Source organism: Nitrososphaera sp., assembly GCA_039938515.1.
Lineage (GTDB): Archaea > Thermoproteota > Nitrososphaeria > Nitrososphaerales > Nitrososphaeraceae > Nitrososphaera.
In genome coordinates this window covers 156163-168332 of the sequence record JBDUUL010000015.1, presented here as the reverse complement: position 1 = coordinate 168332, position 12170 = coordinate 156163, and the positions used below count along the sequence as shown (strand labels likewise).

Genomic DNA, 12170 nt, shown 5'->3' with positions numbered 1-12170 from the left:
TTGCTAGGGATTTGCAGCTGGTGTTATATCCTCATTTGACGCAAAAATAAGTCCGTGGGCAAGCATCCGATTGACCATTCCAAGCTGAACAGGAGGGAACACCTCCTTGCGCACGTCGGCGCCCGCAACATGGAGTACCTCTCGTCGGCCGTGGTGGCCGTGATATTTGCATTCAGCTTTGCCCACCTGGAGTATTACTACATCAAGGACCCCGCGCTCCAGATATCAAACGGCAAGGTACAGGCAAGCTATCCGACGTACGACAGGAGCAGGGAGACAAAGCCGATTGTCGGCAACATGTACCAGTACCACCTCTTTCCCATGCTCTTCATATTTTTCCTGATCAGTTTTGCGGCGCTCTGGGACGACATGACCTTCAAGCTGTTTGGCCGGCACAGCAGGATAAAGGCAGCCATGATAGGCGTGGCAAACCTCGTGACTGCGATAGTGGTCGAGGACTTTGCTTGGTTTGCCAACAGGTACATAGCGCCGCTGCAGGACGACCCCAAGGCAGGGCACCTGATGCAGAGCACTGACTGGACCTCGATGCACCTTGGGGCAATCAACGTGGGGCCGTTTGTGATCCCCGTCTGGTACCTCATTGCGATCGCAATTGCCGCAGCCGCGTACTATGGCGGCTTCCGAAAGGCCTCCCCGCGGCAGGGCGACAGGTCGGAAGGAAGGGAGAAGAAAGGCGAGACGACTGCCGCAAACTAGCGCTTGGTGGCAGAGACTGTAAAGTCTGCCGGGTTAAGCGCCGAGCCGCACGTGGGGCAGCGGCTGTTCGTCGTGCGCAGCGCGTCCTTTATCGACTTTAGCATTCGCATGTTGTAGACTATGGAGCCGCACTTGCCGCACACTACGTCGCCGGATAGCAAAGACTGAAGCAGGCTGCAACAGCCGAAATAAGAAAAGAGTCCTTCACACTTTTTAACAAAACGCGTAGCTCTTCATCAATACTAGATGCTGTGGTGCTTTTCCTCTTCACGACGTTCCTGCTCTGCGGCCTGCCTCATTTCCTCCGTGGTCGTCCCCTCGTGCTCCTGGCCGTGGGCCTCCTTTTCAAGGTGGTCCCTTCTGTCCTCGTCCGTCATAAAGTACGCGCCGCACACAGAGCAGACAAAATCTGACGTTACGTCGCCGCGCTTTTGGTCCGGCATTTTCAGCTGTATAATGGCTGCACGCCGATTTAAGCGCGGCTATCAGGCAGCTTTACTTGGCCATCTGCAGTATGAGCCCGTGCTTCTGGTCAAAGCCGGCCACGGTGACCTTGGTTCCCAGCGGCAGGTCCGCCGGCGACTTTATCCCGGCGAGAAACCCTGAAGCCCGGAAAGGCTGGCCGTCGACCTTGAACACGACCCAGGCGTACGAGCCCGCATCCTCAAAGCCCTCCGGCGCTACTGCCTGGATGGTATAAGTGACGACTGTGCCGTTCCCGTCGACCTCGATGTCCTCAAACTTGCTCCCCGAGCATTTTTCGCAGAAAAGCACCGTTTCAAGCTCTGCGTGGCCGCAGCTCTTGCACCTGTGGGCAAGGATCTTTTTCCTGTTCGCCGCGTCAATGAATTTCTCTCTTGGCGTGTTCTGCTGCTTTGACAACTGCTATCCCCTATTTCCGGTCTACCTTGCGGAAGATGTGAACCGCCGCGCTTGCCCCGGTCGCGCCAAAGTTGTGCGTCAGCGCCACTTCGGCGTCCTGCACGGTCCTCTGGCCAGCCTTGCCGGAAAACTGCTCAAAGACCTCGACTACCTGGCCGATGCCGGTCGCGCCGATCGGGTGGCCCTTTGACTTGAGGCCGCCGGACGGGTTTATCGGTATCTCGCCGTTCCTCCTCGTCGCGCCGTCCCTCACCGCGTGGGCTGCCTTGCCCTTTGGAAAGAACCCGAGATCCTCGATGTCGATTATCTCGGCGATGGTAAAGCAGTCATGAACCTCTGCAAAGTCGATGTCCTTCGGGTTGACCTTGGCCATCTTGTAGGCCTGCTGCGCTGCCGCAACGGTACTTGGGATGGTGGTGATGTCCTCCCTTCCCTGCACAGCCGCCGGAGACGCGCCGCGGCCGGACCCGATAATCTCCACGTACGGCCTTCCACTCTTTTTTGCAAACTCTTCGCTGCAGAGAATGACGGACGACGCGCCGTCGGAGAACGGGCAGCAGTCAAGCAGCTTGAGCGGGGAGGCGACTACCGGCGACTTCATGACATCCTCGACTGTTATCTTTTTTTGCACGTGCGCCTTCGGGTTGAGCAGGCCGTTTTCATGGTTCTTTACCGCCACGTGCGCCAGGTCTTCCTCCGTCGCGTGGTGGGTGCTCATATAGGCACGCGCCATCGAGGCAAAGAGGCCTGGAAAAGAGGCGCCGTTTCCGCCCTCGTAGAAAAAGTCAGAGCAATACGAGAAAAGAGTCGTGCTGTGGGCGGTGCCGGTGTGCGTCACCTTTTCAACGCCAAGGCCAAGCACGCAGTCGTAAAAGCCGGCGGCCACATTAGCAAATGCCTCCCGAAACATCACGGAGCCGGAGCCGCAGGCCGACTCTATCGTGAGCCCCGGAACATAGGGGATGCCAAGGTTGCTCATGATCACGGGCGCCATGTGCACCTGCCTGTCCGCAACGCCAAAAACGTTAGAAATGTATCCGGCCTCAATCTGCTTTGGGGTAATGCCGGCCGACTCGATCGCCTCCTTGGCCGACTGCAGCGCGATTTCCACAATGCCTTCGTTTAATTTGCCATACTTTGTGCTGCCCGCACCAAGAATGCATACCTTGTTTGTCAAGATAAAACTAGACCCCGTCCGAAGTATAAATAGCTTAGACATCCTCAATAGGGAACATTCACTGCCTCTGTGTAGCCGCGCGTGTGGGTTAATATCCCCATAGCGCAATCCGGCGTGCCGCGTGCCGTCTGCAGGATCCTTTACACTTGTCGTCTGCGAAAAGCCCGACGCTGCAAGGAGGATTGCGCATGCGCTGGGTCCGGCGCGGGAGGACCCTGCTGCAAGGTCGGTCTTCAGGGTTGCCGGCGATCAGAATTATGTGGTGTGCGCCGCCTCCGGCCACCTTTACGGGCTGCGCGACGCTGGCGCGAACAGGGGCGTATTTCCGGCGCTTGACCTTGAATGGGCGCCGGCCGGAAAAAACCCCCGGGCGCTCCGGATAATCAGGACTATAGCAGAACTTGCGAGGGGCGCGTCGTCGTTTATCCACGCGTGTGACTATGACCAGGAAGGTGAGGTCATCGGCTACAGCATCCTCCAGTACGCCTGCAGGAACAAGTACGCCGGGGCGCTGCGTGCGAAATTCTCGACTCTCACCGACGAGGAGATAAGGCAGTCGTTTGCCTCGCTGGAGCCTACAAACGGCGGCCTGGCCGAGGCAGGGATGTCGCGGCACATGCTCGACTTTATCTACGGCGTGAACCTTTCACGCGCGCTTGCCGCTTCTTTTCGTGCAGGCGGCAGCGGGTACAGGAACCTGTCGATAGGCCGGGTGCAGGGGCCGACCCTTGCCTTTGCCGCAGAACGCGAGTTTGAGATAAACCTGCACGTGCCGGACCCCTACTGGACTGTTTCCGGCGAGTTTGAAACCGGCGACGGTTCCAGGGTCAGGGCAGGGCATGAAAGGCCGCAGATTGGCAAACTTGCAGAGGCGCAGGCACTACTCGCGGACTGCCCGGCCGGCGGGCCGGCCGTGGTTGAGAGCGTCGAGCGCAAAGGCGTTTCAGTCCGGCCCCCCACTCCCTTTAACATCGGCGACCTGCAAAAGGAGGCATACAGGCTGTTTCGCGTGTCGCCGGGCTACACCCTGGCGATAGCGGAAAAGCTGTACCTTTCGGCCCTCATTTCCTACCCGCGCACTTCGAGCCAAAAGCTGCCGGCCGCAATAGGGTACGAAAAGATAATTTCGCAAATTGCACAGACCGGGGGGTACGGGCAGCTCGCTTCCTTGCTCCTCTCAAGAAGGGGCAGGCTTGCCCCAAACGAGGGACCCAAGACCGACCCTGCACACCCTGCCATCTACCCGACAGGCGTTGCTCCAAAGAGCAGGCTTGGCGGCCTGGAGTTCAAGGTCTATGACCTGATAGTCAGACGCTTCCTGGCCACATTCGGGGACCCGGCGGCAGGCTCAAAGACGCAGGTCATGATCTCCGCCGGTGGCACGTCGCGCCATCTCTTCATGGCGGAGGGAAGGACAATCACCTACGACGGCTGGATGGTGTTTTACAGGCCCTATGTCCAGCCGCACGAGTCCCATCCATTGCCCGCCGGCCTCGCTTCCGGCCAGCCCCTTCGCACCGTGACCATAGAAATGCAGGAAAAGTTTACGCAGCCGCCCTTCCGCTACAGCCAGTCGAGCCTGCTGTCAAAAATGGAGCAGGAAGGAGTTGGCACCAAGGCCACGCGGGCCGACATTATCTCGACCCTATTCAAGCGCGGCTACCTGGACTCGGTGCGCGGGCCGGCCGGCGGCATAAAGGTGACCGGGCTGGGCCTCGCAGTGGTTGAATCCATGAGGAGGTACGTCCCGCAAATAGTCTCGGCCTCTCTGACAAAGTCCATGGAAGAGCAGCTGGAAAAGGTCGAGGCCGGCGAGGCGACCGGATTGCAGGTAATAGAGCGCGCCGTTGACATGCTGGTCGAGTCGCTTGCCGAGTTTCGTTCGCAGACAACGACCATAGGGGGCGAAATAGGCCAGGCGACGGCTGCCGACACGGCAGCCGCAGCGGCTCTCGGCCAGTGTCCCGTCTGCAAGTCCGGCACGCTGCGGGTGATAAAATCCCGCACGACAAAAAAACGTTTTATCGGCTGCTCAAACTATGGCGCCGGCTGCAGAACAAGCGCGCCGCTGCCGCAGAGAGGCGCTCTCCGGCTGCCGGGCAAAAGCTGCAAGGACTGCAGCTGGCCCATGGTGCAGGTGATTTTTTCGCGCAGGGCAAAGCCATGGACGATATGCCCCAACACAGCCTGCCCCTCAAGGGCGCGCTAGAGTCGGGATAGCTTGTAAATGTCGGTCCTCCGGTTCTTGAGGAGCGGAAGCGACGACCTCACATGGCTTAATCTTCTTTTGTCTATTTCAAAAGTGGCGAGGCCTTCGCGCTCGCCCTCTATTTCGGCAACCACCACCCCGAAGGGGTCGACTGCCATGCTCGAGCCGCAGTAAATGTTGCCCACCTGGTCCGGCGCGATGACGTACGAGCCGTTTTCTATTGCTCGGGCCTTTACCATCGTCCTCCAGTGCTCCTGCTTCATTTCGCCCTGGACCCACGCCGACGGGACGGCGAGAACGTCGGCTCCGGCCACCGCCAGGAGCCTCGCAAGCTCGGGAAAGCGCAGGTCGTAGCATATCATGAGCCCGACTCTTCCGGCAGCCGTGCGGGCAGGCGGCATGATAGCGCGTCCGGGGGCGAGTTTTTTTGACTCCTTGAAGCCGAGCGCATCGTAAAGGTGGAGCTTGCGGTAGACGCGCACGATTTGCCCCCTTGCCGAGATTTCAAGTGCCGTGTCATACACCCTGTCGGGCCTGCCGCTTTTCTCATAAATCGTCACGACCGCCGCGATGCGGTGCTTTCTCGCGGCCCGCGCGAGCGCGCTGACAAATTCGCCCCGCACGGTCTCTGCATTGGCCGCAAGTGCAGCCGGGCTCTGTCCGGAGGGCGAGTAGGCCATCTGAAACTCGGGAAAGCAGACCAGCGAGGCTTTTTCTTCCGAGGCCTCCGAGATCCACTCGATTGATTTTTTCAGGTTTTCCTGCTTGTCCTCGGAAGACTTCATCTGCACAAGCGCGGCGGCCGGCAAACAATAAACGCCTACAGAGGCTCGCCGGATTTGAACCAGTGCTCTTTTGGAATTTCTTCAAAAATGACGATGACGTGCTCGGGCTTTGTCTTTAGTATCTCGACGGCCGAGTCAGTCACGGCCTTGGCGTACTTTTCCTTCTGCTCCTTTGTCCTTCCGGGGTAAAGCGCTATTTTGACAAGAGGCATTCTACTGCCGGAACTGTCACGACTGATTTATGTGTTGTACGGCGCTGTCCGGCGCCTGCGTAGCTTCCGGCGCAGCAATCGGCTCGGTGAACCCGAACTTGCCTTCGCCCTGCGGCGCGTCGCTCTGGGGGGTGGGGGTCTTGGCGAGCTCGTAGAGCGCAAGGAGGTAGCGCCTGATAAAAACGACGCCCGGCGACGGCCTGCGGCCCTTCTCGTAGTCGCTTAGCACCGACGGCGTGATGTCCATCTTTTTTGCGAGGTCGGCCTGCTTGACGCCAAACTTTTTTCGCCAGAACTTTAATTGCTGCGGGGGGTTCTCGCTCAGCACAATGGAGCCGGCCATCATTGTCAGCTCGTCGTTTTTATTCAAAAGATTGGAATTTGGAGATGCGTTTTCACTATTATCGGACAAACAGTGTCGAACGCCTGTTTGGGTGATAAAAAGATTATTCCGGTGCCGGGAGGAAGAACTGTAGTGACTATCGTTTTTCCGGACCCCGCGCAGGACGGCGAAAAGCTGCGGGAGATCAACGCCAGGGTTGTGTCGTGCAGGCTCTGCCCGCGCCTGTCGGACTACATTGCCCGGGTTGGAAGGGAAAAGGTGAGGAGGCACGCCGCAGAGACCTACTGGGCCCGGCCGCTGCCAAGTTTTGGCGACCCGCGGGCAAAACTCTTGCTGGTCGGCCTTGCGCCTGCCGCCCATGGCGGCAACCGGACCGGCAGGATGTTTACAGGCGACGGTTCGGGCGACTGGGTGGCAAAGGTGCTCTATCGCACCGGCTTTGCCAGTATTCCTACAAGCACCTCAATAGACGACGGACTGGAGCTCCGCGGCGCGTACATCACGGCTGCGGTGAGGTGCGCGCCTCCGGGCAACAAGCCATTGCCGCACGAGATGGCCTCGTGTGCCCAGTACCTTTCCGCAGAGCTTGCGGTGCTAAGGCCCCGGGTCGTGATGGCGCTTGGCAAAATCGCGTTCGACTCATACTGCAAGGCCGCCGGCATGAAAGGGCTGAAATTTTCCCATGGCGCAAGGTATGACCTGTCGCCGCAAAAGACCCTTGTCGCGTCGTACCATCCAAGCAGGCAAAACACGAACACCGGCAAGCTGACCTGGGAGATGTGGCTTGCGGTGTTCCGGCTGGCGCGCAGGCTGGTTGAAGGCGATTAGGCGCTTCTCATGCTATGCATATTTCCAGTGGAGATTTCTTGCATGCCTGCAATCCGGCGGGCACGTACTAGAAGGGAAAAAAATCAGGCGTCCGCGGCCCGGATCTCGCCGCAGCAGGACCTGCAGAGGTATTCAACCTTGATAACTTCGCCCAGGTCGTGCATCACCTTGCAGTATGCCACCTCGTTGCAGCGGCCGCAGGGTATCGGTCTTGGCAGCGAAGTGTAGGTTTGCTTGCGCGTGATGGGCTTGTCATACATCTCGATAATCGGCTCGTTGTTGAGCGTCAACGTCTGTTGTACTATTTCAAACTAGATAAGGGGTGCCGCCTAGAGCAGGTGGATTTCCAAGTGGCCAACGTGACCGTACTCCTCGATAGTGAAGCAGTTCTCGCACCAAACTGAACTAGGCTCGTTGCAGGTGAGGCACAACTTCTTGACCGTGATCTTGCTGCCGCATGACCTGCATTGCTTGCGGTCAAATAGCTTCGAGAGCTTGAGCGTGGTCACGAGGTCCGCCACCTGCATTGCTTAACAGACGGGTAAGTGCATGCATCAATTTCAGTAGCGTTGTGTCCAAGTTTCACACACATGGCTGTGGTCTCTGGATGGGGATGCGTGCCCTCACTTGGAATTTCTTGCCGCGGTCATGTCAGTCGTTATCTGGTCTATCTTGTAGTGGAGCGCTTCCTTGACCCGCGTGTTGTCAACCATGTTGAGAGAGCCCTTGCAGTTTGGGCACTTGAAAAACAGTTCTACTGCAGCGTCGAACTTGACCCTCGGGCAGTCCTTGTTCCCGCAGTGGTAAAACTCCGTCGAGACTTCGTGTTCCAGCCTCTTGTGGAGCCGGTCGAGAATCTTTTTCTTTTGATTTTCTATAAAGTTGTCAACGTGGTCCTGCTTGGCGCGCCAGCGGTATACGAACCAGCCCTTTTTTTCGTCCTTGACCCTGATTCCGGAGATAAGCGCCTTGCCGAACATGTCGTAGAGCACCTTTCTGACGATGTTTATCTTGAGGCCCGTGGCGCTGGCAATCTCCTCGTCCGTCACGTCCTCCGTGTTCAAGAGCGCCCGAGCGACCTTGACGTACTCTTCGCCGCCTATCAGACCGGCAATCTTGACAAAAGAATCCTCATAATCAACTGGACGCATAGAATTATGCAATTATTACAATTTTTCTGATATATAGTTTATCTTTCTAGTCTTGCCCCAAACCGCATGCCTTCATGGCGTGCCGTTCACTGAGGCGTTTCCCTGTCAGGGTACATTTTGCGCGATATTATAATAATAGGCGCGCCAATATACATGCGTGGTCACGGCAGCGAATCAGGAAGAACCGAGATACATTCTGAACATCCAGAACATCAAGTACCTCATTGAGGGACTGGACGCTCTTCTCATGACCGACCTTGACGGCGCCAAGCGCACAAGGGTGATAGAGCTGCGGGACGAGCTCGCCTCGCAGATAGCAGGAATTCTCAGCGACTATTCGTAGTAAAACGCAGCCCTTACCTTCCCGATAACCTCGTTAATAGAGAGGGGCTCCTTCTTTATCACGTCTTTTCTTTCAAGCGTGCCCATCAGTCTAATGGACTCGGCAGATAATCGCAGGAGGAACATAAACCGCGTCTCGTCGGCCCTTGCCTTTATCTCGCGGTAAAGGTCGATGCCGGTCATGCCGTTCATGACAAGGTCGGTGATAACCATGCCGTAGCGCGACTGGTTAGCATACTCCAGGGCCACGTCCGGCGCAGCCGCGTGGTCCACGCTAAACCCATCGGCGCGCAGGTATGTTTTTAGAAGCTCCGCGGTGTTTTGCTGCTGGTCGACAAGCAGTATGCTGCCGGCCGCCGGAGGAAAACCCGTGTTCTGCATTTCCTTATTTACCTCAATCGCGCTTTTTTTGTATTAACCGGGAAGGTTAATTGTTATAGGTGTCACCGGAAAAACATGGCAGGCGATAAAGACAAGATAACATTGAAACTGGCACCTTTTTGCAGAGAAAGTCTTTCCTTCTATTGCATTTACCTTTTTTCCATTATCACGATAAACTCGACCGGGTATGCCAGCCTGTCTGCCGCGGCGGACCTGGTAAACTTGCCTGTCTTTTCGTCACGCGTAAGCGGAAGGATCTTGCCGGGGACCGGCCGCTTTATTATTTTGTGAACGGCAAAACCGATTTCTTGCATGGTCTGTGCAAAGATCTCGGCATTTTTAATCTCCACCCGCCGGAGGTCAGTGTTCCCTATCACCACGGCTGCCCTGCCTTTTCGCGCAAGCATCCGGTGCATCTCCTCAAAGGCCTGCTGCATTTCAAAAAAGTACCGCTGCGCGCCTGCAGCCCCCCGGGCGTCGCGCTGCTGCAGTTTTGCAACCGTCTCGCGGGCCAGGCTGCTGTAGACTTGCTGGGGTTCGCCCTGCCTTTTCTGCACCGATCCTATGAACCTGCCGCGAAAGTCCCTGAGGCTGCCGGCGTAGCCCAGCCAAAGCGCGCTGAGCTGGTGCAGGTCGGCATACTCGTACGAGGTGACGTAAGGCGGACTCGTCACAACAAGCATGGCGCTGCCGCTGGAAAGCGACAGCCTGCGCGCGTCGCAAGCCTCTGTCGTGCACCTTGCGCTCCTAAAATGCGCCGACGCGCTGTAAAATTCCTCGTTTTTCTTCAGGAGGCGGCGCGTGTTCAGGACAAAGGCGCGCCTTGCATCGGCGGGATGCTTGTCCTTGTCCACCGTCGGCTTGACCGACTTCATAAGCCACCTCGAGCACGACTTCAGGATGTTTGAAAAAGAGCAGAGCAGAAGCGTCTGCACGTCGCTGTCGCTTATCTCCTTTATCGCCGCGAGGATTGCTGCGAGGTCGCCTCTCTGTTTTTCTGCAAACCAGTAGCCGATGCGCTCGCGGCTGTACTCCGAGAGCGGAGGCAAATCTGCGCGCGGCAGATTGCCTTCAATGGACCTTAGCAGCGGCTCGGCAACCGAACGCAGTCTGGACGGCTCGATTGGCGTGGTCTTTGCCTTTGCAATGAGCACGGCCACCGGGTTTATGTCCGAGCCATGGGCGTTTCTTCCTGCAAGCAGCGCCTCTACAAGCGTTGTGCCAGAACCCATGAACGGGTCGCAGACAAGGTCGCCGGGTCGTGTGTTTTCGCTGATAACCCGGCGCGCCAGCTGCGGGATGAATTTTGCGGGATATCGATGGTAGCCGTGGGTGAGGTATGACGTGTCCTGCCTTGTGGCATCCTTGAATGCCCACGACTCGTCCAGAATGACTCTTGATGATGCAAGGCCCGAGGCCACTACAGCAGACAGCCGCCCGGATCGCTATAACAATTTTGTGCCGGCGCCCCTGTACATCCTGTAGGACGCAAGAAAGGTCATCAGCGCCATCGCAAAGAGTGCGATACCAGTCGACAGGTGGGCCGCGACTAGAAACGGGTTTAGCTTCGAATACACCACGACCGCGCCAAAGCCTATCTGGACACAGACGAGTACCGCGGCAATGGCAGCCGTCTTGCGCGCCGGCGGCGCGTGCCTGAAATAAACCGCCGTCGAAATGATAAAACCTGCAGTGATTGCGGCCACCAGCCGGTGCAGCTGCTCAAAAAAGAATCTGTCCGCCGGCCAGCCAAAGCCGTTTGGGCACAGCGGCCAGTCCGGGCAGGTGAGGCCCAGATGCGAAGAAGTCACATACACGCCGATAAGCATGAGGGAATAGAGCAGCGCAAGCGACGAAAAGGCAAGGCCCGTTCCGATGGAGGGGCTGAATGCCTGCTGTACAGCCACGAAAAACGACTCGCCATTTACTAATTATTAACGTTGGGAATGTTATGCGAAATTTTCTCACAGCCGTTTTATGCAAGCAAAAGCTGCCTTTGTTGTGCAGGACAATCAAGGAAGGCCGTTGCAGGGTGCGAATGACAGCACCGATGTCGACCTCGCAAGCTTCGAGGGCAAGTATCCTGGCGACCTGTTCAATAAGTCCGTTATAGTGCCGGCAGTGGGCGGCGATACAAACTATGTAGGCCGCGTGCAGATGGAAGGGAAGGATGCAATAGTGGTATTTAGCGACACGGGCAAGAGGTTCGACATTCCCAAATCCGATATTACAATTTCCGGAGGCTATGTCCTCCTCAATAACGGCATTGACGTTGCCTCTTACTCCGCTGATAAGGACGCGCCGCTGCCTGTCGCAAGGAGCCTGAGGCCATCGGCAGAGGAAATCCGGCGCGCTGCAAGCGAGCAGGAGCAAATCGAGATAAAGCGCCAGGAGGAGCAGAGGCAAAAGACCAGGGCCGACATGGTCCTTCGCGAGAGAGCATATCTTGCAGCCCACCCGTACCCCGAAACGACTACGGTTTCGCAGCCGGCAAACTATGTCGACGACGAGTCGGAAATTTCAAAGAAGGCAAAATCGGCTGCTTCTGAGCTGCGCGACCTGCTTTACTCGGGCGCTAGGGTGGCAAAGGTCAGGGCAAAGAAGGCAAAGAGAAAGTCTGATGCCAAAAAGGCAGAGTACGACGCAAGAATGATAGGAAGGATGGGCGGGCTCGCGCCGCGCTATGCGGAAACGTTTGACGAGATACTTGCAGAGATAAAGACAAGGTCGTATGCAGAGCAGGAGCTGATATACAGCGGTTTTCTCAAGCTAATGGACTACCAGCGGGACCTTGTCGTTGCCCGGCGCGCAATGGCGGCCAGGCTAAAGGATGCGGTGCCGCTGCCTGTCGCCTCACCGGACGACATGAACAAAGGCAAAAAGACGCGGCGGGGCATCACAGAAAGGAAAACCCCTGCGCTGCCAGATATCTCCGGCGAAACTGCTGATAAGGACGTTTCAAGGCGCACTGCAGAAGTGCCCTAGTAGTGGACACGCGAGTTTTCGTAAAACTCCCTGTCCTCTTCTGAGTGGATTACCTTCATGTGGCACTCCTCGCACAGCAGGTATCTCGAGTCGGCCGGCAGCTCCTTTTTGCACCTGCCGCAGAACTTTTTCATGCCACTAGATTGCCGTTTCTGAAA

Annotated in this window: 19 protein-coding genes; 5 read left to right on the top strand and 14 right to left on the bottom strand. The window is 57.2% G+C overall.

Annotated features, from left to right (window positions below):
• Positions 1-54: 54 nt before the first annotated feature.
• The gene (locus tag ABI361_08955; protein MEO9320787.1) at positions 55-717 is read left to right on the top strand and encodes a hypothetical protein; all 663 of its coding nucleotides are present in this window, start codon (positions 55-57) and stop codon (positions 715-717) included.
• Here ABI361_08955 and ABI361_08950 read toward each other — a convergent pair.
• From ABI361_08950 to ABI361_08935, 4 genes are all read right to left on the bottom strand, one after another.
• On the bottom strand, positions 714-878 hold the full coding sequence (locus ABI361_08950; GenBank protein ID MEO9320786.1) for a hypothetical protein: 165 nt from the start codon (positions 876-878) through the stop codon (positions 714-716). The two genes, ABI361_08955 and ABI361_08950, sit on opposite strands and share 4 nt — an antisense overlap.
• Before the next feature lie 81 nt (positions 879-959).
• Positions 960-1160 (bottom strand): hypothetical protein, encoded by a 201-nt coding sequence (locus tag ABI361_08945; protein ID MEO9320785.1) that lies wholly within the window; start codon positions 1158-1160, stop codon positions 960-962.
• A gap of 52 nt (positions 1161-1212) precedes the next feature.
• Entirely contained in the window at positions 1213-1599 is a 387-nt protein-coding gene (locus ABI361_08940) for an OB-fold domain-containing protein (protein ID MEO9320784.1), read from the bottom strand.
• 10 nt (positions 1600-1609) lie between these two features.
• Positions 1610-2818, bottom strand: a complete 1209-nt coding sequence (locus tag ABI361_08935; protein ID MEO9320783.1) for a thiolase domain-containing protein — start codon at positions 2816-2818, stop codon at positions 1610-1612.
• 79 nt (positions 2819-2897) lie between these two features.
• On the opposite strand from ABI361_08935, the gene topA reads away from it, so the two are divergent.
• Positions 2898-4985: a DNA topoisomerase I gene (topA, locus tag ABI361_08930; GenBank protein MEO9320782.1), complete on the top strand. Its 2088-nt coding sequence runs from the start codon at positions 2898-2900 to the stop codon at positions 4983-4985.
• On the opposite strand, the gene ABI361_08925 is transcribed toward topA, so the two are convergent.
• From ABI361_08925 to ABI361_08915, 3 genes are read right to left on the bottom strand one after another with little or no spacing between them, the layout of a single operon-like run.
• Positions 4982-5776 (bottom strand): carbon-nitrogen hydrolase family protein, encoded by a 795-nt coding sequence (locus ABI361_08925; GenBank protein ID MEO9320781.1) that lies wholly within the window; start codon positions 5774-5776, stop codon positions 4982-4984. The two genes, topA and ABI361_08925, sit on opposite strands and share 4 nt — an antisense overlap.
• Positions 5777-5805: 29 nt before the next feature.
• The gene (locus tag ABI361_08920) at positions 5806-5982 is read right to left on the bottom strand and encodes a tautomerase family protein (GenBank protein ID MEO9320780.1); all 177 of its coding nucleotides are present in this window, start codon (positions 5980-5982) and stop codon (positions 5806-5808) included.
• Between the two features lie 16 nt (positions 5983-5998).
• Positions 5999-6394 (bottom strand): helix-turn-helix domain-containing protein, encoded by a 396-nt coding sequence (locus ABI361_08915; GenBank protein ID MEO9320779.1) that lies wholly within the window; start codon positions 6392-6394, stop codon positions 5999-6001.
• 18 nt (positions 6395-6412) lie between these two features.
• Between ABI361_08915 and ABI361_08910 the strand changes: the two genes are divergently transcribed.
• Positions 6413-7153 carry a uracil-DNA glycosylase gene (locus ABI361_08910; protein ID MEO9320778.1) on the top strand — a complete coding sequence of 247 codons (741 nt, stop codon included), beginning with the start codon at positions 6413-6415 and terminating at the stop codon, positions 7151-7153.
• Positions 7154-7236: 83 nt separating this feature from the next.
• On the opposite strand, the gene ABI361_08905 is transcribed toward ABI361_08910, so the two are convergent.
• The 3 genes from ABI361_08905 to ABI361_08895 form a co-directional block, all read right to left on the bottom strand.
• Positions 7237-7443, bottom strand: a complete 207-nt coding sequence (locus ABI361_08905) for a hypothetical protein (protein ID MEO9320777.1) — start codon at positions 7441-7443, stop codon at positions 7237-7239.
• Positions 7444-7482: 39 nt separating this feature from the next.
• Complete coding sequence (locus tag ABI361_08900; protein ID MEO9320776.1) at positions 7483-7680, bottom strand: hypothetical protein; 198 nt, start codon at positions 7678-7680, stop codon at positions 7483-7485.
• A gap of 96 nt (positions 7681-7776) precedes the next feature.
• Positions 7777-8304 carry a transcription factor gene (locus tag ABI361_08895; GenBank protein ID MEO9320775.1) on the bottom strand — a complete coding sequence of 176 codons (528 nt, stop codon included), beginning with the start codon at positions 8302-8304 and terminating at the stop codon, positions 7777-7779.
• A 157-nt stretch (positions 8305-8461) separates the two neighbouring features.
• Here ABI361_08895 and ABI361_08890 point away from each other — a divergent pair, with 157 nt between their 5' ends.
• Complete coding sequence (locus ABI361_08890) at positions 8462-8647, top strand: hypothetical protein (GenBank protein MEO9320774.1); 186 nt, start codon at positions 8462-8464, stop codon at positions 8645-8647.
• On the opposite strand, the gene ABI361_08885 is transcribed toward ABI361_08890, so the two are convergent.
• From ABI361_08885 to ABI361_08875, 3 genes are all read right to left on the bottom strand, one after another.
• Positions 8638-9027, bottom strand: a complete 390-nt coding sequence (locus tag ABI361_08885) for a response regulator (GenBank protein MEO9320773.1) — start codon at positions 9025-9027, stop codon at positions 8638-8640. The genes ABI361_08890 and ABI361_08885 overlap by 10 nt on opposite strands.
• Before the next feature lie 149 nt (positions 9028-9176).
• On the bottom strand, positions 9177-10448 hold the full coding sequence (locus ABI361_08880) for a DNA methyltransferase (protein MEO9320772.1): 1272 nt from the start codon (positions 10446-10448) through the stop codon (positions 9177-9179).
• 24 nt (positions 10449-10472) lie between these two features.
• Positions 10473-10934 (bottom strand): COX15/CtaA family protein, encoded by a 462-nt coding sequence (locus tag ABI361_08875; protein MEO9320771.1) that lies wholly within the window; start codon positions 10932-10934, stop codon positions 10473-10475.
• Between the two features lie 94 nt (positions 10935-11028).
• Between ABI361_08875 and ABI361_08870 the strand changes: the two genes are divergently transcribed.
• Entirely contained in the window at positions 11029-12012 is a 984-nt protein-coding gene (locus tag ABI361_08870; GenBank protein MEO9320770.1) for a hypothetical protein, read from the top strand.
• On the opposite strand, the gene ABI361_08865 is transcribed toward ABI361_08870, so the two are convergent.
• Positions 12009-12146 carry a hypothetical protein gene (locus ABI361_08865; GenBank protein ID MEO9320769.1) on the bottom strand — a complete coding sequence of 46 codons (138 nt, stop codon included), beginning with the start codon at positions 12144-12146 and terminating at the stop codon, positions 12009-12011. The two genes, ABI361_08870 and ABI361_08865, sit on opposite strands and share 4 nt — an antisense overlap.
• Between the last annotated feature and the right edge of the window lie 24 nt (positions 12147-12170).

Coding starts and splice junctions, on each gene's coding strand:
- ABI361_08900 (MEO9320776.1), bottom strand. CDS start 7,680: ATGCAGGTGGCGGACCTCGTGACCACGCTCAAGCTCTCGAAGCTATTT.
- ABI361_08935 (MEO9320783.1), bottom strand. CDS start 2,818: ATGTCTAAGCTATTTATACTTCGGACGGGGTCTAGTTTTATCTTGACA.
- ABI361_08885 (MEO9320773.1), bottom strand. CDS start 9,027: ATGCAGAACACGGGTTTTCCTCCGGCGGCCGGCAGCATACTGCTTGTC.
- ABI361_08945 (MEO9320785.1), bottom strand. CDS start 1,160: ATGCCGGACCAAAAGCGCGGCGACGTAACGTCAGATTTTGTCTGCTCT.
- ABI361_08865 (MEO9320769.1), bottom strand. CDS start 12,146: ATGAAAAAGTTCTGCGGCAGGTGCAAAAAGGAGCTGCCGGCCGACTCG.
- ABI361_08895 (MEO9320775.1), bottom strand. CDS start 8,304: ATGCGTCCAGTTGATTATGAGGATTCTTTTGTCAAGATTGCCGGTCTG.
- ABI361_08920 (MEO9320780.1), bottom strand. CDS start 5,982: ATGCCTCTTGTCAAAATAGCGCTTTACCCCGGAAGGACAAAGGAGCAG.